This window comes from Musicola keenii, assembly GCF_014855505.1.
Classification (GTDB): Bacteria; Pseudomonadota; Gammaproteobacteria; order Enterobacterales; family Enterobacteriaceae; genus Musicola; species Musicola paradisiaca.
Genome location: NZ_JAAWVW010000001.1, coordinates 277793 through 298913, shown reverse-complemented (window position 1 = coordinate 298913; position 21121 = coordinate 277793). Strand labels below are relative to the sequence as shown.

At 56.5% G+C, this 21121-nt stretch carries 17 protein-coding genes; 4 read left to right on the top strand and 13 right to left on the bottom strand.

The window, feature by feature from the left end:
* Nucleotides 1-8 precede the first annotated feature (8 nt).
* The 10 genes from wecG to trxA form a co-directional block, all read right to left on the bottom strand.
* The gene (gene wecG, locus HEP82_RS01335) at nt 9-740 is read right to left on the bottom strand and encodes a lipopolysaccharide N-acetylmannosaminouronosyltransferase (RefSeq protein WP_192456440.1); all 732 of its coding nucleotides are present in this window, start codon (nt 738-740) and stop codon (nt 9-11) included.
* Nucleotides 741-745: 5 nt separating this feature from the next.
* Nucleotides 746-2083 (bottom strand): ECA oligosaccharide polymerase, encoded by a 1338-nt coding sequence (gene wzyE / locus HEP82_RS01330; RefSeq protein ID WP_192456439.1) that lies wholly within the window; start codon nt 2081-2083, stop codon nt 746-748.
* Complete coding sequence (locus HEP82_RS01325; protein ID WP_192456438.1) at nt 2080-3150, bottom strand: TDP-N-acetylfucosamine:lipid II N-acetylfucosaminyltransferase; 1071 nt, start codon at nt 3148-3150, stop codon at nt 2080-2082. The genes wzyE and HEP82_RS01325 overlap by 4 nt, the downstream gene beginning before the upstream one ends.
* The gene (gene wzxE / locus HEP82_RS01320) at nt 3147-4400 is read right to left on the bottom strand and encodes a lipid III flippase WzxE (RefSeq protein ID WP_192456437.1); all 1254 of its coding nucleotides are present in this window, start codon (nt 4398-4400) and stop codon (nt 3147-3149) included. The genes HEP82_RS01325 and wzxE overlap by 4 nt, the downstream gene beginning before the upstream one ends.
* Complete coding sequence (rffA, locus tag HEP82_RS01315) at nt 4400-5527, bottom strand: dTDP-4-amino-4,6-dideoxygalactose transaminase (protein ID WP_192456436.1); 1128 nt, start codon at nt 5525-5527, stop codon at nt 4400-4402. Before rffA ends, wzxE begins: the two co-directional genes overlap by 1 nt.
* Nucleotides 5514-6236 carry a dTDP-4-amino-4,6-dideoxy-D-galactose acyltransferase gene (gene rffC / locus HEP82_RS01310; protein ID WP_192456435.1) on the bottom strand — a complete coding sequence of 241 codons (723 nt, stop codon included), beginning with the start codon at nt 6234-6236 and terminating at the stop codon, nt 5514-5516. The genes rffA and rffC overlap by 14 nt, the downstream gene beginning before the upstream one ends.
* A 23-nt stretch (nt 6237-6259) precedes the next feature.
* Complete coding sequence (gene wecC, locus HEP82_RS01305; RefSeq protein WP_192456434.1) at nt 6260-7522, bottom strand: UDP-N-acetyl-D-mannosamine dehydrogenase; 1263 nt, start codon at nt 7520-7522, stop codon at nt 6260-6262.
* Nucleotides 7519-8649, bottom strand: coding sequence for a non-hydrolyzing UDP-N-acetylglucosamine 2-epimerase (wecB, locus tag HEP82_RS01300; RefSeq protein WP_192456607.1), 1131 nt, complete (start codon nt 8647-8649; stop codon nt 7519-7521). Before wecB ends, wecC begins: the two co-directional genes overlap by 4 nt.
* A 468-nt stretch (nt 8650-9117) precedes the next feature.
* Complete coding sequence (gene rho, locus HEP82_RS01295) at nt 9118-10377, bottom strand: transcription termination factor Rho (protein ID WP_012763844.1); 1260 nt, start codon at nt 10375-10377, stop codon at nt 9118-9120.
* 419 nt (nt 10378-10796) lie between these two features.
* On the bottom strand, nt 10797-11123 hold the full coding sequence (trxA, locus tag HEP82_RS01290) for a thioredoxin TrxA (RefSeq protein ID WP_012763843.1): 327 nt from the start codon (nt 11121-11123) through the stop codon (nt 10797-10799).
* A gap of 119 nt (nt 11124-11242) precedes the next feature.
* Here trxA and rhlB point away from each other — a divergent pair, with 119 nt between their 5' ends.
* From rhlB to HEP82_RS01275, 3 genes are all read left to right on the top strand, one after another.
* Nucleotides 11243-12529 (top strand): ATP-dependent RNA helicase RhlB, encoded by a 1287-nt coding sequence (rhlB, locus tag HEP82_RS01285; RefSeq protein WP_192456433.1) that lies wholly within the window; start codon nt 11243-11245, stop codon nt 12527-12529.
* A gap of 7 nt (nt 12530-12536) precedes the next feature.
* Nucleotides 12537-14033 carry a guanosine-5'-triphosphate,3'-diphosphate diphosphatase gene (gppA, locus tag HEP82_RS01280; RefSeq protein WP_192456432.1) on the top strand — a complete coding sequence of 499 codons (1497 nt, stop codon included), beginning with the start codon at nt 12537-12539 and terminating at the stop codon, nt 14031-14033.
* 165 nt (nt 14034-14198) lie between these two features.
* On the top strand, nt 14199-16016 hold the full coding sequence (locus HEP82_RS01275; RefSeq protein ID WP_192456431.1) for a glycosyl hydrolase family 28 protein: 1818 nt from the start codon (nt 14199-14201) through the stop codon (nt 16014-16016).
* A gap of 216 nt (nt 16017-16232) precedes the next feature.
* Here HEP82_RS01275 and rep read toward each other — a convergent pair whose 3' ends face one another.
* Entirely contained in the window at nt 16233-18257 is a 2025-nt protein-coding gene (rep, locus tag HEP82_RS01270) for a DNA helicase Rep (RefSeq protein ID WP_192456430.1), read from the bottom strand.
* A gap of 172 nt (nt 18258-18429) precedes the next feature.
* Here rep and ppiC point away from each other — a divergent pair, with 172 nt between their 5' ends.
* Nucleotides 18430-18711, top strand: a complete 282-nt coding sequence (ppiC, locus tag HEP82_RS01265) for a peptidylprolyl isomerase PpiC (protein ID WP_012763838.1) — start codon at nt 18430-18432, stop codon at nt 18709-18711.
* 134 nt (nt 18712-18845) lie between these two features.
* Here ppiC and argH read toward each other — a convergent pair whose 3' ends face one another.
* Both argH and argB read right to left on the bottom strand, forming a co-directional pair.
* The gene (gene argH / locus HEP82_RS01260; RefSeq protein WP_192456429.1) at nt 18846-20219 is read right to left on the bottom strand and encodes an argininosuccinate lyase; all 1374 of its coding nucleotides are present in this window, start codon (nt 20217-20219) and stop codon (nt 18846-18848) included.
* 118 nt (nt 20220-20337) lie between these two features.
* Nucleotides 20338-21111, bottom strand: coding sequence for an acetylglutamate kinase (argB, locus tag HEP82_RS01255; protein ID WP_192456428.1), 774 nt, complete (start codon nt 21109-21111; stop codon nt 20338-20340).
* Nucleotides 21112-21121: the final 10 nt, after the last annotated feature.

Below are 21121 nucleotides of genomic sequence, written 5' to 3'. Positions count from 1 at the left end.
GCCGCCGCTTAAAGTCGGCCGGAAAAATGATAAAAAAGGTAGCGTAGCAACCGCCATTGCCGACGAATGCGGCTGGGTTGCGTCAATAAACGGTAACACCATTCCAGCCCGTTCCTACGCCAGAACGCGGGCGCGCGCTGGGCATGTCCGGTGAAAACATCGTAAGTACCACCGACCCCCATATACAGCGCCCCCGGATAACGACAATAAGCATCGCGGATCAGCAACTCCTGCCGGGGCGACCCCATCGCCACTGTCACCAGTTGCGCCCCGCTCTCGTTGATGCGCTCCAGTAGCGTCGATTGTTGTTCCGTGTCGAAATAACCATCCTGCATCCCGACGATATTCACCCGCCAGCGCGTGCGCAGTCGCTCAGCCGTTTCCGCCAGCACCGGCGCGCGTCCGCCAATCAGAAATACCGGCGTTCCCAATGCTCCGGCACGCTGCATCAGCGCTTCCCACAGATCGACGCCCGCAATGCGCGTCACGTCCGCCGCACGGTACTTACGGCGAATAGAACACACCACGCTGATGCCATCGGCATAGTTGCAGGAGGCCGTCATCAGCGCCCGCAACTCGTCATTCCGTTCCGCTGTCAGCACCTTCTCGGCGTTGAGCGCCACCAGCATGCCAGGCCGTGGCAGCCCATCGGGAAACAGATACTCCACGCACTGATCCCTATCGCGAAAGCCGCTCACCGCAATACCGCGCAGCATATAGATAGGCACGGTTTCCCGCATCGTTCCTACTCTCCTACGCCGGTCGACGGCGCATCCGTTATCACGCCAGCCCGCACCAACAACCGATACAGCCCTTTGGCTATCAATACACTGGCGATAAATACCAGGCTGAAAAACACCATGCGCGATACAAAGGCGTCCAGCCCTTCCCGCACCAGGACAATCAGGTTGAATAATGCCCCGAAACAAAAAGCCCGGATCACCGCCGCCAGCGCGCGATTTGTCGTGCGGCATCCTTGCTGGTAGAGGACATCAAACCCCTTGATAATCCAGCCCACCAGAATGGCTCCCGGCAGCAACCCCCACCAGCCGACCATCACCAACAGCGACCCCAGCAACGTTGGAGACATCGCCAGCCCGGCATGATAGTTCAACACTTCCCAGGTGAAATAGTTGGCGCTGTTGAGTATCTGCGCCGGGCGTTCCGGCCAGAGCCAGGCGGGAATGAACACATAAAAATCGCGGGCGATCGGCGCCAGACCTTGTAGGACGATCTGCTCATAACGCTGGCACAGCAACGCCAGGTTCTCCCACGGCGAAAACGAGTCCCGCGTCAGGTAGAGGAACGTATAAAAAGCTTGCTCGCCATGAACGTTCAGCCCATAACGCCGCAGTGCCAGCCAGAACATCAACGCCACACTCGCCAAGCCCACAACCGCGATCCACCTCAGGGCGATCCAGCCGCGCGCTACCCCAATACAAACGAACAGCGTCAACGCCATCATCAGGTTGGCGCGCGTCCCGCCGACGATAAGATAAGTCAGCGCGCCGAACGTCGCGGTCGTCAACAAGAACGCCAGCCAGGCGCGTTGGGTCTGATACAGAAAAAACCACACCAACATTGCAGGGAGGAAAAAATAGAAAAAGCGCTTTAGCGCCACTCCCGAGACGTCGCGGGAAAAGATCTGGCTATAGGAGTGCAATCGGAACAGCAGGAAACCGTTGTTGGCGAAAAAAACCGCCGCCGTCATCACCGCCACGGCACCGAGCAAACCAGCCGTCAACAGTGCCTCAGCGCGGTTCATTCCTACCGAAAAGGCGTGAGCCGAGCCGTTTGCGCTAGGCCGCCAAATACGATAACCGGCGAGATAAACGGCATAAAACGCCGCCGCCGCCAGCAGCGCCTGCAACAGCGCCTCCGCCCCGACCGGCTGGACATTAAAATGAAATGCCAGTATCGCGGTGAAAGGGAAGCCGCCATAAAACGTCACCAGATACGCCAACGAGAACACCCCGTGAAAACTGAACCCATGACGCCGGTATTCGCTGGCGATCGACTGCGCCACCAGACCCACGCAAAGCAACCACACGCCGCACAGGCCGATACCTTGCCACGCCGTCATGCTTCCCCTCCCATCGCGTGAATCAGCGCCCGCCGCCAGCCCGGTAAATAGTTAGGGCTGAGAAACGCAATCCGCCGCACATCCGTCCGGGCCAATTGCCGACGCGCTTCCCGTACGCGCGCCTCATCCAGTTGATCCTCGCAAAACAGTACCGGCAGTTGCTGTTCAGCCAGATCCTGCCAGAACGGATTGCCACGGCTGATAACGAACGGTACGCGCAATTGAATCAACAGACACAACGTGCCAATCCCTTGCTGCCGCTGAAAAATGAAATATCCCAGATCGCAGCGCCGCAGCAGCGCCAAATAGTCGTCGAACGCCAGCGGCTGGTGCAACACCCGGCAGTTGGCGCCAAACAGTCGTGCGCCCTGCCGCATCACCTGGGCGACATACGCCGCGTTACCTGCCGGGTACCCCATCGGCAACACCACCCGCACGTCCGCGCCGAACTGGCGATGAATAGCCGCCAGCGCCTCGTTGTGCCGGTTACTGCGATCACCCGAATTCCCGACCAGAATCGTCATGGGCGTCGATGGGCTCGAGTTCGCAGCGGGCTCGGACAATGGCGGCATACGGGTGGGGAAATACAGCAGCGATGCCGGCAGATGGGGGCGGAAGCGACGCACAACGCCCAGATCGCCGCGCGTAGCGAAAACATGCCCGACCTGACGAAACGCCCGGCGACGCAACAGATAAAACATGCGGTATTGCCAGCCGCACGCCGTTTCATAGAGATCCGCGCCCCAGATATGCCAGCTCACCTGCGCAGGCAGAATCAGCCGCGCCAGCAACGCCAGCCACAACCAGACATTGAACTGACCGTGAAAAAAGAAGCGCGTCGAACGATCAACCCAGGCACGGCGCACCACGGCCATGGCTAACGCGCTCTTACTGCCGAAGGCATCGATTCGTAACGCAGGAAATGCCCGCCGTAACGCGGCAGCGTCCTGCGCCGCCACCATAAAATGGTGCGGAACCTCGGACGTCAGGCTGTCATTAAAGAAACCCAGCAATGTCTGATTATGGTGAGGGATATCCGCGCCAAGAATGTGAATCAACGTGTTCATGCCCGCCTGCAATAAAGAGTGAAGACACCCGCACAGAGTAAAAAGTAGATCAGATAGGCCGCCAGATACGCCTGGGCCGCGCCTATCGCTCCACGCAGCGGGATCAGCCAATAGGCGAAAGCCAGCAGCAGCGCACACTGGCAGGCCTCCGCCAGCACATAAAAACCTAGCGATGCGCGAGCCACGACCAGATAACCGAACACATAGGCGCCGACTTTCAATACATCCCCGGCCAATTGCCAACCGAATAGCGATCGCATCGGCGTGAATTTCGGCGAAAACAGCAGCCCAATCCCTATATCTCGCGATAGCCACAATGCGACGGCCCCCAACGATAGCCACGGCAAGACAAAACGCAGCGTCCGCAAAATCTCATCCCGTACCGCCGTTTTCTCCGTCAGGCGCGACAACGTCGGCAATAACCAAACGCTGAACGATGCGGTGATGAATTGCAGCCAGGCGTCCGACATGGTCATCATGCCCTGCCATATGCCCACGGCATCCCAGCCGGCCTGCGCCGCCAGCAGATTACGCATCAACACATAGGACACCGGCAAGGTTACAGCGGTGCTCAGCGTCATTAACGTAAATTTGCCCAATAACCTCGCCTGCCGCCGATCCCAACGCGGCGCAAACGTTCGCCAGCGCAACGGCGTGCGACGATGCAACAACCAGCAAGCGGGAAACACCAGCAGCATCGGTGCCAACGCCAACCCCACCAGCGCGCCGACATACCCTGTTAGCCACACACACAGGACAAAGGCCATCATGCCGGACACACTGCCGATCACCACGGTCAACGCACAGGCTGGGGCATCCCGGAAGCCTTTCAGAATCGCCTGCAACAGGCTGGCGACGGCCATGCCGACTTGCAACAACGCCAGCACCCGGATAACCCGGTCATAATCCTCAACGCCAAACAACAGACGGGATAACGGAACGGCGCCCCACCACAACAGCAGAGCCAGCGCCAGAGAACAACCCAGCGTCATGGTCACGGCCGTCCCCAACGACGCCGAAGGCGCATCGGCCGTCGTCGACGTCGCGGCGATCATCCGGGTAACGCCATTGGAAATACCGGCGCCCGCCAGCGCGCCAAGTACGGTGATCAACTGGCGATAGTTCCCCGCCAGCCCCACACCTTCAGGCCCAAAAGATAACGCCAGTAGCTTAATCACGACCAGCCCGGCGCCAACCTTGACCAACACCGAGCCGGCTGTCCACACCGATGCGCGCGCCAGCGAAGACATCAGAAAAATGCCAGCGCCGCGTCGATCACGGTACGTTGTTCCGCATCCGACAAATTATAAAACAGCGGCAGGCGCACCAATCTGTCGCTCTCCCTGAGCGTACAGCTGTCATCGCCGATAAAGCGCCCAAATTGTCGCCCGGCCGGGCTGGTATGCAGCGGGAGATAGTGAAATACCGTTAAAATACCGCGTTCCGACATATGACGGATAAATGCAGTACGTTCGGCGCGATCCTGTAAACGCAGAAAAAACAGGTGCCCATTATGTTCGCAGTCCGCCGGGACATGCGGCAACGTTAAACGCCCGGCATCCGCCAGCGAACGGAAGGCCGCTGCATAGCGTTGCCACAGCTGGCAACGCCGCTGGTGAATACGTGATATCGCCTCCAATTGCCCCCATAGATAGGCCGCCTGTACTTCCGCCATCAGATAGCTGGAACCGATATCGCGCCAGGTGTACTTATCCGTCAGACCGCGGAAAAAGCGGCTGCGGTCGGTGCCTTTTTCACGAATCACCTCTGCGCGCTCGACCAGCTCGGGGGCATTGATCAACGTCGCGCCCCCTTCACCGCCTGCGGTGACATTTTTGGTTTCGTGAAAACTAAAGCAGCCGATATGGCCGATCGCCCCCAACGGTTGCCCTTGGTAGCGCGACATGATGCCCTGCGCCGCGTCTTCCACCACAAACAGGCCGTAACGCTGCGCCAACGCCATAATCGCCCCCATTTCGCAACTGACGCCGGCGTAATGCACCACCACAATCGCCCGGGTTTTCGCCGTTATCGCTGCCTCGATGGCTCGCGCGTCGATATTCAGCGTATCCGGTCGAATATCCACAAACCGGATACGGGCGCCACGCAACACAAACGCATTCGCGGTAGAGACAAAGGTATAGCTGGGCATGATCACTTCATCATCGGGACCGATATCCAACAGAATGGCCGCCATCTCCAGCGAGGCGGTACAGGAGGGCGTCATTAACACCCGTTGGCTACCACTATACTGTTCCAGCCACTGCTGACAGCGTCGACTAAAGTCACCATCGCCACTCAACCTGCCGCTTTGCATCGCCGTCTGGATGTACGCCAGTTCAGAGCCGACCACTGCGGGGGCGTTAAATGGGATCATGGGCGCTCCGATACAGCCAGTAGGCGGTGCTCTCAAGGCGAGCGCCGCTCCCCAGATACAGTCGCATGGCGGGCAAGTTACTGGTCTGAGTCGCCACCGCTAGACGACGGATCCGGCGCTGCTGGCACCAGACACGCGACACCTGCATCAATTGCCGTCCGATACCTTGCCCTTGCATCCCAGGCAACACGGACAACAACCCGATGCGCGCCAACTGTGGGGACAGTTGGCGTAACGTCACAAAACCCGTCAATGCGCCACCTGGCGCCACTGTCACCAGACAGGCATCGTCAAATTCTCCGTCCACCGCTTTCTCCACCCAGCGGGCATAAAAACGACCGCAATCGTCCTCCCGATACCAGGGCGTCCGGAAACGGCTCCAGACAAACGACTGGGCTGCCGCCGCACGCAACGTCGGGATATCGCCAATCTCAGCCTGCCGCACGCCGACGGCGAACTGCGCCCTGGCGGCAGGTACCACCGACATACAGAAACTCGCTTCGCCCTCCGCCAGCCGGAATCCCCACATAGCGAGCGCATCCGCCCGCACCAGTTCGCTGGCGGCGATTTTAGCCTGACAGAGCGCAAACCTATCCAGCGCCGCGGCAGTCAATGGCGGCGCATCTCGGCCAAAACCCAGCCGGCCGCAGGAGCGCTGAAAAAACTCGCTCTCCCAAACTAAAGGTTCGATCACGGCGCATAGCGTCATAGGCCACTCCGGTTAATCACGTTTCAACGCCAGATACCCCGGGTATCCACCACCCAGCGTTGGGCGATCTGCTCGGCAGGGATGGCGCGGAACACCTGATGATCCACCAACATGACCAGAACATCGGCGTCCCGCAACGCTTGTCGGATATCAGCCGGTACGGCACAGCCCCGTAATATCGGCGGCAGCGCTGGCAAATACGGTTCCACTACCAGCGTTTTTCCTGCGTGCCATCCCGCGATCATGGCGGCGATATCCAGCGCCGGGCTTCCTCGACAATCGTCGATATCCGGTTTGAACGTGAGCCCAAAACAGGCAATGCACAGTGACTGCGGCGTTTTCCCGCTCTGCGCCAACGCATCGGCCACGGCAATCTTCACCCGATCCACCACCCACAGCGGCTTAGCATCATTCACCAACCGGGCGGTATGAATCAGTTGCGCTTGTCGCGGATGCTGGGAAACGATAAACCACGGATCTACGGCGATACAGTGCCCACCGACGCCCGGCCCCGGCCGGAGGATCTCCACCCGGGGATGGCGGTTGGCCAGACGAATCAGCGCCCAGACATCAATGCCCTGTTCGGCGCAAATCAGCGACAGTTCATTGGCGAAAGCCAGGTTGACGTCGCGAAAACTGTTTTCCGTCAGTTTGCACATCTCCGCTGTGCGCGTATCCGTCACCATGCACTCGCCTTCGAGGAAAATGCGGTAAAGCTCGCAGGCGCGAGCAGCGCACCGTTCCGTCATACCGCCGATAACCCGATCGTTACGCGCCAGCTCCTGCATGATATTTCCTGGCAGAACCCGCTCTGGGCAATAAGCGATACGAACATCCGACTGCTCGCCCCACTGTTGTGGAAAGCTCAGGTCCGGCCGCGCCAGCGCCAGCCACTCCGCCAGTTGCTCTGTCGTCCCGACCGGCGAGGTGGACTCCAGCACCACCAGATCGCCAGGCTTCAGGACGTCAGCCAGCCCTCGGGCTGCCATCTGTACAAACGTTAAATCCGGTTGGTGATCACCCTGCAACGGCGTCGGTACGGCAATCAAAAACGCATCTGCCGCCATCGGCCGGTGGGTAGCGCGCAAAGAACCCTGCGCTACCACCATACGAGTCAGACGGGCGAGCTCGGGTTCAGTAACCGTCATCTCTCCCTGATTGATGGCCTCCACGAGCGAGCGATCCAAATCGACGCCCACTACGTTCGGATGTCGCAAAGCGAACATCACGGCAGTCGGCAGGCCGATATACCCCAACCCAATAACGGAAATCGTGTCAAAACTCATAACATCACCTGATGCTGCTTTAATATATCCACTATGCGCTGACTGGCGCGCCCGTCACCGTAAGGATGATGTCGCTGTAACATGGACTGATAAGCCTCTTCATCGCTCAACAACGCAGATACGCCGTGCAGAATGGCGTCCGTATCCGTACCGACCAGCCGTACCGCACCAGTCGCTAGAACCTCCGGACGTTCGGTGGTTTCTCTCATCACCAACACCGGCCGGCCCAACGCGGGCGCCTCTTCCTGAATACCGCCCGAATCAGTGAGAACCAGCCAGGCGCGATCCATCAGGTACACAAAAGACAGGTAATCCTGCGGCTCGATCAGGAAGATATTGCTGATGCCGTGCAAAATACGGTTGACCGGCTCGGCCACGCTCGGGTTGCGGTGTACCGGATAGACAATCTGCACATCTGGATGATGGTGGGCTATTGCGGCCAGAGCCGTACAGATTCTTGCCATACCGCCGCCGAAGCTTTCACGTCGGTGCCCTGTCACCAGAATCATTTTGCTGTCAGGCTTCAGAAAAGCATATTGATCTTCCAGCCCGCGACGTAATACCGGATCGCGTCCAATCAGATCTCGCACCCAATACAGTGCGTCAATCACGGAATTGCCAGTGACCCAGATGCGGTCATCCGGAACCTGCTCCCGCAGCAGGTTGCCCCGAGCTTGCGGTGTCGGTGCAAAATGGTAAGTGGCCAAATGGCTGGTCAGCGTGCGGTTGGCTTCTTCCGGCCAGGGTGAATTCAGATTACCGGTGCGCAACCCTGCTTCCACATGCGCGACAGGAATACGATGATAAAACGCCGCCAGACTGGCCATCAGTGTCGTGGTGGTATCGCCGTGCACCAACACTACGTCTGGTTGAAAATCGGCCAGAATCGGCTTAAGCCCGGAAAGAATACGCGCGGAGATTTCCGCCAATTCCTGATCTGGCTGCATGATGTCCAGATCGTAATCCGGCACGATGCCAAACAGGCTCAGCACCTGATCGAGCATTTCACGATGCTGCGCCGTCACGCAGATGCGGGATTCAAAAAAGCAGTCCTGATTTATTGTCCGGATCAATGGCGCCATTTTTATCGCCTCCGGGCGGGTACCGAAAACCGTCAAGACTTTCACCATGTCTCTCTTTACTCAGGGTTGACGAGCAATGCGGGCAGCATCTCGCTATCTCGCATGAATACATGTCTGGCATCCACGCAGTATAAGACAGGCCCCATTTCAACAGGAACGCATGCCCTCGCTGATGTCAGGGCTTACATCGCATAGCGGTAAAAATACATCGGGGACCATCAGGTTTTACCGATATCGAGAACCTGAGCAAATAGTGATAGCTCTGAAATAAAGCTATCGTGCTTTACCAAAATGGCGGTTGGATAAAGGGGCAGCCACTGGCATGAATTTACTCTCTGGTCAGGCGTAAACCTGCATGTAGATTCCTCACTAACCCGACTCTACGATTAAATACACACAACCTTATGTCCTCTAAACAATCACCACCTCCCCAGGAGGGGGTTTAACGCTGACAATAAAAAACGCCACGATGATGGTGGCGTTTTTTTTTAAACAACAGCGATGGGATCCGCGTTATGAGCGTTTCATCATGTCGAAGAACTCGTCGTTGGTCTTCGTCATCGCCAGTTTGTTGATGAGGAATTCCATTGCGTCGATTTCCCCCATCGGGTGGATAATTTTACGCAGAATCCACATTTTCTGCAGTTCTTCCTGCGTGGTGAGCAATTCTTCTTTACGTGTACCGGAACGATTGTAATCAATGGCCGGGAAGACACGTTTTTCAGCGATTTTACGAGAAAGGTGCAGTTCCATGTTGCCTGTCCCTTTGAACTCTTCGTAAATCACTTCGTCCATCTTGGAACCGGTATCAATTAGCGCGGTAGCGATAATCGTCAGGCTGCCGCCCTCTTCAACGTTACGAGCGGCACCAAAAAAGCGTTTCGGCCGATGCAAAGCGTTAGCATCCACACCACCGGTCAACACTTTACCTGAGGCCGGCACCACTGTGTTGTAAGCGCGCGCCAGGCGGGTAATGGAATCCAGCAGAATGATGACGTCTTTCTTGTGCTCAACCAAGCGCTTGGCCTTCTCTATCACCATTTCGGCGACCTGCACATGGCGGGAGGCAGGTTCATCAAACGTCGACGCAACAACTTCCCCTTTAACCAAACGTTGCATTTCCGTGACTTCTTCCGGACGCTCATCAATCAGCAGAACCATCAGTACGCAATCCGGATGATTGTAGGCGATGCTCTGTGCAATATTCTGCAGCAGCATGGTTTTACCTGCTTTCGGCGGCGCGACGATCAGGCCACGCTGACCACGACCGATAGGCGCGGCAAGATCCAGAACACGCGCGGTCAGGTCTTCCGTCGAACCGTTACCGCGTTCCATACGCAGACGAGAATTAGCATGCAGCGGCGTCAAGTTTTCAAACAGGATTTTATTGCGGGCGTTTTCCGGCTTGTCGTAATTAACTTCGTTAACTTTCAGTAGCGCAAAATAACGCTCACCTTCTTTCGGCGGGCGAATTTTTCCGGAAATAGTGTCACCGGTGCGAAGGTTGAAGCGACGGATTTGACTGGGGGAAACATAGATATCATCGGGGCCGGCGAGGTAGGAACTGTCTGCTGAACGGAGGAAACCAAAACCATCCTGCAATATTTCCAGCACACCATCGCCAAAGATGTCTTCACCGCTTTTCGCGTGCTGCTTGAGGATAGCGAAAATAATATCCTGTTTACGCATGCGAGCCAGATTCTCCAGCCCCATATTTTCGCCAAGAGTAATCAACTCAGAAACCGGCGTGTTCTTTAATTCGGTAAGATTCATAATGGTGGGTTCTTAAACTCGGGGTAAATCTCGAACTATTAACGTGAATGGTATGGCAGGATCATCCGTGCCTCTGTAACGGCCTTCAACCACTGGATGCCCGAGCTATAGTCAGCGCCAAAATACGCGAACCTTGCGCATACAACACGGCAAAAGATCGAAGACACCTTAAAAAACCAATTAATTTAAAACTATCAGATTGCCAAACCGGATAATGTATATCGATAACTAAACACTTTCCGATTTCGACACAGAATAAAGCTCTAGACTCTAACTTCAGGCTTAAACCCGAAGGTTTAAACATAGGTAAGTACGATATGCAGTAATGACGAATCTAGCACGCTTCCCGATGGGCGTCCAGCAATCAAAATGAGAAAACTCATTATCTGCCGCCGCCCAGGGAAATGCTGTAAAGCAGATTATAAATTGTGGGAGATGAACTCTTTCAACTGACCTTTAGACAACGCGCCCACTTTGGTGGCAGCCAGTTCTCCGTTCTTAAACAGTAACAAAGTGGGGATGCCGCGAATGCCGTACTTCGGTGCAGTTGCCGGATTTTCATCAATGTTCAACTTGGCTACCGTCAACTTACCTTCAAATTCGTCAGCGATTTCGTCCAAAATCGGAGCAATCATTTTACAGGGACCACACCACTCCGCCCAGAAATCAACCAGTGTAGGACCTTCAGCCTGCAATACTTCTGCATCAAAACTGCCGTCTGTCAGGTGAATAATTTTATCGCTCATGTTCTACTCCGCAGGATTATATCTACCTAGTTGGTGTAGCATTAACCAACTGTGAGGTTGACTTTATTTCACCGGATACGCTTTCGTAAAGCAACAGTTAGCTGATATTCTATCATACTATGAGCAAAACACACTTAACCGAACAGAAGTTTTCCGACTTCGCGCTGCACCCGCTGGTTATCGAAGCGCTTGAAAGTAAAGGGTTTCATAACTGCACCCCGATTCAGGCATTGGCACTGCCGCTGACTTTGTCAGGGCGTGACGTAGCAGGACAGGCGCAAACCGGTACTGGCAAGACGCTGGCGTTTCTGGCGTCTACTTTTCATCATTTGCTTTCCCATCCGGCTCTCGCTGATCGTCAGGTCAATCAACCTCGCGCACTGATAATGGCGCCAACCCGCGAACTGGCTGTCCAGATCCATACGGACGCGGAAGCGCTCGCTCGAGTGACCGGCTTCAAGCTGGGGCTCGCCTACGGCGGCGACGGTTATGACAAACAGTTGAAGGTGCTGGAAAATGGCGTCGACATTCTTATTGGCACAACCGGCCGGCTAATCGATTACACCAAACAGAACCATGTCAATCTGGGCGCTATCCAGGTTGTGGTACTGGACGAAGCCGACCGCATGTACGACCTCGGCTTTATCAAAGATATCCGGTGGTTGTTCCGCCGCATGCCTTCCGCAAACCAGCGTCTGAATATGCTGTTTTCCGCTACATTGTCTTATCGTGTACGCGAACTGGCGTTCGAACAGATGAACAACGCCGAATATGTGGAAGTCGAACCCGAGCAGAAAACTGGCCATCGCATTAAAGAAGAACTGTTCTATCCTTCTAACGAAGAAAAGATGCGCCTGCTGCAGACGCTGATCGAAGAAGAGTGGCCTGACCGCTGCATCGTGTTCGCCAATACCAAACACCGCTGTGAAGAAATTTGGGGGCATCTGGCGGCCGACGGCCATCGCGTAGGGCTGCTGACCGGTGATGTCGCGCAGAAGAAACGGTTGCGTATTCTGGAAGAATTCACCCACGGCACTCTGGATATCCTGGTCGCAACCGACGTCGCGGCTCGTGGGCTGCACATTCCTGCGGTAACGCACGTATTCAACTACGATCTGCCAGACGACTGCGAAGATTATGTTCATCGCATCGGGCGAACCGGTCGCGCGGGTGCCAGCGGCTGTTCCATCAGTCTGGCCTGTGAAGAATATGCACTGAACCTGCCAGCTATCGAAACCTATATCGGCCACAACATCCCGGTAAGCAAATATAACAGCGACGCGCTGTTGACTGACTTGCCGGAACCCAAACGCCTGAATCGCCCGCGTTCCGCCGGAGGCCCGCGACGTCCCGGCGCTCCCCGTCGTAGCGGTGCTCCCCGTAACAACCGAAAACGCCCGGGTTGATTCGTCGATGCTGAGATCTTCTTCTCTCTATGCCGCTATTGATTTAGGTTCCAACAGCTTTCATATGTTGGTGGTGCGCGAAGTAGCTGGCAGTGTACAGACGCTGGCGCGCATCAAACGCAAGGTCAGGCTGGCTGCCGGATTGGACGCCAGTAATCATCTCTCCCAAGAAGCCATGCAGCGCGGTTGGCAATGCTTGGCGCTGTTCTCTGAACGTTTGCAGGACATTCCGCCGGAGCAGGTTCGGGTGGTGGCAACGGCGACGCTAAGACTGGCCACCAATGCGAACGAATTTCTGGAGCGCGCCCAAAAAATTCTGGGATTGCCGATCCAGGTCATTAGCGGTGAAGAAGAAGCTCGGCTGATTTATCAAGGTGTTGCACACACAACTGGCGGCCCGGAACAACGGCTGGTGGTGGATATCGGTGGTGGCAGCACTGAACTGGCCACGGGGACGGGAGCACAGACCACACAGTTGTTCAGCCTATCAATGGGGTGCGTAACCTGGCTGGAACGCTACTTTGGCGATCGTAATCTCGGCGCGGAAAACTTCGCGCGGGCAGAACAAGCGGCGCGGGAGCGGTTACATCCCATCAAGGATAAATTGCTCAATCAGGGCTGGCAGGTTTGCGTCGGCGCATCCGGCACTGTTCAGGCCCTGCAGGAAATCATGGTGGCGCAGGGGATGGACGAATACATCACCTTGTCCAAACTGCAGCAGCTCAAGCAGCGTGCCATCCAATGCGGCAAGTTGGAAGAGCTGGAAATCGAAGGGCTCACATTAGAACGCGCGCTGGTATTTCCCAGCGGGCTATCCATCCTGCTGGCGATCTTCCAGGAATTGCAGATCGGTGCCATGACGTTGGCAGGCGGTGCGCTGCGCGAAGGTCTGGTGTACGGCATGCTGAATTTACCCATCGAGCAAGATATTCGCCACCGCACACTGCAAAACCTGCAACGCCGCTACCTGCTTGACGCAGAACAAGCACAACGAGTCAGCGCGTTAGCTGATAACTTCATGCAGCAGGTAGCGCGAGACTGGCAGTTGGACAACCGATGTCGGGAATTACTGCGCAGCGCCAGTCTGGTTCATGAAATCGGTTTGAGCATCGATTTTCGTCAGGCGCCGCAACATGCCGCTTACCTGATTCGCAACAGTGATTTACCCGGTTTCACACCTGCGCAGAAAAAACTGCTGGCGACCCTACTGCAGAACCAGTGCAACACCATCGACCCGATCCCCCTGACACAGCAAAATGCATTGCCGGTAGTACAGGCTCAGCGCCTGTGTCGCCTGCTGCGACTGGCGATCATTTTCGCCAGCCGTCGTCGCGACGACACGCTGCCGGCCGTTCGGCTACGCGCCGAAGGCGACACGCTGCGTGTCATCTTACCGAGCGGCTGGCTGAATCAGCATCCGTTACGTTCGGAAACGCTGACGCAGGAAAGCCTGTGGCAAAGTTACGTCCACTGGTCTTTGCTCATCGAAGAACACTCCGCCTGATAAAAAATGGAGTAACAATTAATTACTCCATTCAACCACGCCTTTTGCTGATATGTGATCGCTTTCGGGGCCCTATCAAAACCTTGGGTGTATTTTTATAAAACGATATTTTGAATTTGTTCGTTTTGATCCATTGTTCTCCCCAATTACATAAAAGGAACCAGGATGAGTATACCCTCGCTACCCCGGAATACGTTCTGTCTGGCAACGTTGATCCCGCTTCTACTGCTAGCGCCGTCAGCGCTGGCGGCGTCCCGGCAGGCACCGCAAAAACTACAGGTTCCCACTCTGGCTTACGACGATCACAGCGTTGTCTTGGTGTGGGACGCTCCGGAAGATACCGCCACAATTACCGACTATCAGGTTTACCAGAATGGCCGGCTCGTCGGTCTGGCTAGCCAAATCGCCGATAAATACTCGCCAGCACAGCCTTACATCACAGCGTTTTATCGTGCGGATACCAGCGGTTTCCATCATAAAATCGTACTGCAGAACGCCCGTATCGAAGGATTGAAAGCTGACACGGAATACCGATTCACCGTCCGCACAGTCTATGCGGACGGCACAGTGTCTGCAGATAGCAACGCTGTCGTGGCAAAAACCGCCGCACCGCCGCAGATAATCAACATCGCGCAATACGGCGCCAAAGGCGATGGCACGACACTCAATACCACCGCCATTCAAAACGCCATCAACGCATGTAACACCGGCTGTCGTATCGACATACCGGCGGGCGTATTTAAGACCGGCGCGCTGTGGCTGAAAAGCGACATGACCTTGAATCTGATGGAAGGCGCCACACTGCTGGGTTCGGAAAACGCGGCAGATTACCCCGCAGCCTATCGGATTTACAGCTATGCATCCCAGATGCGTCCGGCATCGCTGCTGAACGCCATCGATAAACACCATTCCGCCGTCGGCACCTTTCAAAACATTCGTATCGTAGGGAAAGGCGTTATCGACGGTAACGGCTGGAAGCGCGATACCGCCACGGAGGCTAAGGATGAAACCGGAGCGGTGATTCCCCATTACGTGAAAAGCAACAACAGCAAAGTCGGCAAGGACGGCATACTGGCCAGCAGTCAAGTGGCTGCCGCCATTGCCAACGGCCTGGATGCTAAAACTGCCTATAGCCAAGCCCGCTCCAGCCTGATTACGCTGCGCGGTGTGAAGAATGTCTATATTGCCGACATCACCATTCGCAACCCGGCCTTCCACGGCATTATGTTTCTGGAAAACCAGCATGTGGTCGTTAATGGCGTCACCCACCACACTTACGACGCCAACAACGGCGACGGTATCGAGTTCGGCAACAGCCAGAACACTATGGTGTTCAACAGTGTGTTTGACACCGGGGACGACGGCATCAACTTTGCAGCCGGAATGGGGAAAGCAGCGGAACATCAGGACGCGACGCAAACCTCATGGCTGTTCAATAACGCCTTTATTCATGGCCATGGCGCGGTTGTACTGGGTAGCCACACCGGGGCCGGTATCGCAGATGTACTGGCGGAAAACAACGTCATGAATCAGACCGATATCGGTTTGCGCGCAAAAAGCGCGACCAGCATCGGCGGCGGCGCTCATAACATTATCTTCCGTAATAACGCCATGAAGAATCTGGCGAAACAGGCCGTTATCGTGACGTTAGGTTATAGCGACGCCAACAGCACCACCGACTACACGCCAGCCGTCACATCGGCACGTTTCTACAACTTCACGGTAAAAAACGTGACGGTACAGAATTCGACCGGCAAGAGCCCATCCATTGATATCACCGGCGACAGCAAAAACGACATCTGGCACAGCCAGCTGAACTTTAGCAACATGAAACTGGACAACGTCATGCCGGTCGCCATCAGCGACCTGGCCGACAGCCAGTTCACTCATCTCACCTTCACCCACCTACAAAGCGGCAACACGCCGTGGAACTTCGGCGCGGTGAAAAACGTCAGCGTAGATGGCAAAAGCGTGACCCCCTGACGTTCTCGCATCCACCCTGCCGGCGGGCAAGCACATCCGCCTGAGCCGGCACCCCGCGCGCTCATGTCTCCGTCCCCAACGCCGCGATCACCGTGAATATGGGGGCGGTGTACCTGTCGATTTCAGGACAACATGAAAAGGTTCGGCGGTTCTTTACGGCCGAGGCCCACGCCAACGGTGCTGCCGCACGGCATAGCAGCAACGATGGCGTCTCTCTTATGGCTTCTCTCTGGCTTTGGCTAATTGCGCCCGCAGGTTGGCCAGGTGGTTCTGCCCCTTCTGCATCCGCTCCTGCGGCGAAACCTCACGGCGACCACTTTCCCACACCACATCGTCCTGCGGCAGTTCCAACAGAAAACGGCTCGGTTCCGGACGCACCAGCTCGCCGTATTGCCGACGTTCACGGCACAGAGTAAACATCAGCTCCTTTTGCGCGCGGGTAATGCCGACATATGCCAGCCGACGTTCTTCATCAACATTATCCTCATCAATGCTGGTCTGATGCGGCAGCAACCCTTCCTCCATACCGACCAGATACACGTAAGGAAACTCGAGACCTTTCGAGGCGTGCAACGTCATCAACTGTACCTGATCCAATTCCTCCTCACTCTCGTTGCGCTCCATCATGTCGCGCAAGGTAAACCGCGTCACCACCTGTGTCAGGGTCATCGGCTCATCCAGATCGCTGCCCTCCAGCATTTCTGTCATCCAGGTAAACAGCTGGTTGACGTTCTTCATCCGCATTTCCGCCGCCTTGGGGCTGGTGGAGGTTTCATACAGCCAGCTTTCGTAATCCAGCCCATGGAGCAGATCCCGCACCGCCTTCACCGGTTCACGCTCCGCCAGACGAGCGATGTCGTCCATCCAGCGGGTAAAACGCTGCAACGACTCCAGACCACGGCCGCTCAGCGTCTGAGACAGCCCGACGTCGAAGCTGGCGCTGAATAATCCCCGGTTACGCTGCCGGGCCCACTCCCCCAGCTTTTGCAGCGTGGCGGGGCCAATTTCCCGCTTCGGCGTATTCACGACGCGCAGAAAGGCGCTGTCGTCGTCCGGGTTGGTCAACACCCGCAAGTAAGCCAGCAAATCTTTGATTTCTGGCCGGGAAAAGAACGAGGTTCCGCCGGAAATGCGATACGGAATACGGTTTTGCATCAGCACTTTTTCAAACAGGCGCGACTGATGATTACCGCGATACAAGATGGCGTAATCGCCGTACTGGGTTTTGTTGATGAAGTGATGAGCGATCAACTCCCCGACTACGCGCTCGGCTTCGTCATCCTCATTATTCGCGGTGATGACCTTCAGCTCGTTGCCGTACCCCAGCTCCGAATAAAGCCGCTTTTCAAACACATGTGGATTGTTGGCGATCAGAATATTGGCTGCCTTGAGGATCCGGCCGGAGGAACGGTAATTCTGCTCCAGCTTGATAACCTGCAATGCAGGGAAATCCTGCTGTAGCAGCGACAGGTTTTGCGGGCGAGCGCCTCGCCAGGAGTAAATCGACTGATCATCGTCACCCACTACGGTAAAACGCGCCCGCGCGCCCACCAGCATTTTCACCAGTTCATATTGACTGGTGTTGGTATCCTGATATTCGTCCACCAGCAGATAACGAATACGCTGCTGCCAACGCTCACGCGCCGGCTCGTCCCGTAGAAACAGTAGCGTCGGCAGCAGAATCAGGTCATCAAAGTCGAGCACATTGCAGGCACGCAGATGAGCGTCATACAGGTGGTAGCAGTGAGCAAATAGACGGTCGCGTTCCGATCGCGCCATCCCCATCGCCTGCTCCGGCCCCATCAGATCGTTCTTCCAGTTGGAAATGGCGGAAATCAGCTGCTGCAACAGATCTTTATCGTTTTGCAGCCATTGCTCAGTGAGCTCTTTCAGCAGCGCCAACTGATCCTGATCATCGAACAGGGAAAAGTTGGATTTCATCCCCAGCGCCAGATACTCGCGTTTAATAATCTCCAGCCCCAGTGTGTGGAAAGTGGCGATCATCAGCCCGCGCGTTTCCTTGCGCCCCAGCGTCTGCGCAACGCGCTCCTTCATTTCACGGGCCGCCTTGTTGGTAAACGTCACGGCGGCGATGTGCCGCGCTTGATAGCCGCAGGTGCGAATCAGATGGGCGATTTTTTGGGTAATGACGCGGGTTTTACCGGAGCCGGCCCCAGCCAAAACCAGACAGGGACCGGAAACCGACTCGACGGCATGTTGTTGGCTGGCATTCAGACGCATGACATATCCTGCTCATTGATCAAACGGAAGAGGATTGTAGCAAAACGCAGAGCGCTGTCCCGCTATTACGCAAGCTGACAGCGGCGAGCTGGAATCTACAGCGCACTCTCGTTTGTCTCCGACAGTGCTGTGTTACACTGCGGGCCATTTTTCCCATTTATGGAGATGATCGATGGCAACGACCGCTGCAGCATTGCATATTCTGGTAGATACGGAACAACAGGCTCATGACCTGCTGGCGCAACTGGAACAAGGCGCTGACTTTCAACAACTGGCGCAAAAGCACTCGACTTGTCCATCCAGGCGGAACGGCGGCGATCTGGGGGAATTTCGCAAAGGGGATATGGTGCCGGCCTTCGATAAAGCGGTGTTCTCGTGTGAACTGCTGAAACCGTTCGGGCCGGTAAAAACCCAGTTCGGCTACCACCTGATCAAGGTGCTGTACCGGAACTGAGCCACCTCGCCGAAGCCCGTCCAGGCCAAAAAACACCGGGATGAGGTACCCCAAAGGGTGCCACATCCCGAGAGTTCGGCAAAACAGCATTAACCGTTTCGACAGCTGCGGTTATCTCACCGCCGGGCTCAGCATCAAGCCAGACGCTGCTTCGCTTCGGCGATAGCGCGCGCCACCTGCTGCGGCGAGACGCCGCCCTGCGCAGCACGTTTTTCCAGACAGGATTGCAGCGACAAACTCGGATAGACGTCGTCCCCAATCACCGCGCTGAACTTCTGCAGTTCGGACAGCGGCAACGCTTCCAGCGCCTTGCCCTGACGAATGGCTTCCACCACCGCTTCGCCCACGATGTGATGCGCTTCGCGGAACGGCACCCCTTTGGAGACCAAATAGTCCGCCAGTTCAGTGGCATTAGCATAGCCTTGCTCGGCAGCTTCTTGACAACGAGAGCGTTTCACCTGAATGCCTTCCAGTACCAGCGCCGCCATCAACAAGCAGTCATGCCAGGTATCCAGCGCGTCGAACAACCCTTCTTTGTCTTCCTGCATGTCTTTGTTGTAGGCCAGCGGCAGACCTTTCAGCGTCACCAGCATACCCGCCAGCGCACCCTGCACGCGGCCGCACTTGCCGCGAATCAGTTCCAGCGCATCCGGGTTTTTCTTCTGCGGCATCAGTGACGAGCCGGATGTCACGCGATCAGACAGCTCCACAAACGCGGATTCCCCGCTGTTGAAGAAAATCAGATCTTCCGCAAACCGGGACAGATGCACCATACCGATAGAGGCGTCGGACAGCAGTTCCAGCACATGATCACGATCGGAAACGGTGTCCAGGCTGTTGCGGGTGGCGGAAGCAAACCCCAGCCAGCCCGCCAATTGTTCGCGGTCGATGGGATAGGCGGTGCCCGCCAGCGCGCCGCAGCCCAGCGGGCTGACGTCCAGGCGTTTCAGCGTGTCTTCCAGACGACTTTCATCACGCACCAGCATTTCGTGGTAAGCCAGACACCAGTGGGCGAACGTCACCGGCTGGGCGCGCTGCAGATGGGTATACCCCGGCATGACAGCGTCCTGATTGGCTTCAGCGGTGGCGACCAGCGCCGCGCGCAGATGGCGGACGGCCTGCACCATTTCACCGACCTGCGCTTTACACCACAGTTTCAGATCGGTAGCGACCTGATCATTGCGGCTGCGCCCGGTATGCAGTTTCTTGCCTAAATCACCGACCCTCTCGATCAACCGCTGTTCGACCCAACTGTGAATATCTTCGGCATCACTGTGCAAAATCGCCTGCGGGTCAGCCTGCACCTCTACCAGCAGCGCATTGAGCGCCTGCTCCAGTTGCTGTTGTTCCTGCACGGTCAACACGTTGACCGTCACCAGCGCTTTCGACCAGCCAATGGAGCCGACGATGTCCTGCTCCGCCAGACGGTAATCGAACCGCAGTGAGTCATTAAACTGTTTGAAACGCTGATCCGCTGCCTGCGTGAACCGTCCGCCCCACAAAGCCATAACGTAAACTCCTGGTATCTCTGATGATGGCGGGCCTTGTTCCCGACAGCCCGCCGATAATATGTTGCGCATCTTTCCGCCCCGGTGGCAGAAAAAAGATGCGCATGATGACTGGCGATCAAGCCAGAATGCGGGTACCTATCGGCACGCCATTGAACAGCGCCGGGAGTTGATCGGCATGGCGCCAGCTGGCGATATCCACTGGACGGCCCAGCGCGCGAGCGGCGTCCAGCGCGGCATTCACTTTGACAATCATGCCATCGGTGATGATGCCTTGCGCGATCAGCGCCTCCGCTTTCTCAGCGGTCATTTCGGCGATGCGCTGCCCTTTACCGTCCAGAATCCCACTGACATCGGACAGCAGAATCAAATCGGCGCCCAGCGTTTGCGCCAGTGCAGTCGCGGCCTGATCCGCGTTAACGTTCATCAGTTCGCCCTCGGCGGTAATGCCAATGGAACTGACCACCGGCAGGTAGCCTGCCGCCAACAACGTATTGATCAACGCCGGCGACCCGGCCTCGGCTTTACCGACATGGCCCAGATCTTCGCTCAACTGCGTTACCGAGGTGCTGCCGCCATCCGCCAGGCTCAGCCCTACTGCGTTGATACCATGGCGAATCGCCCAAGCCAGCAGGGTTTTGTTGGCGGAACCCGCCAGCGCGCCGGTAATGATGTCGATTTGATCCGCCGGCGTAACGCGCAGACCATTTTTCTTCACCACCGGCAGGGAGAGTTTCTTCATCAGGTCATCCACCAGACAACCGCCGCCGTGCACGACAACCAGCGGACGCTGATGCTGCTGACGATACTCCACCAGCGCGGTGAACAGGCGCTCCAGCGCCTCTTCGCTATCCAGTAACACACCGCCGAGTTTGATAATTAACGGATTCATGGGTCTTTGC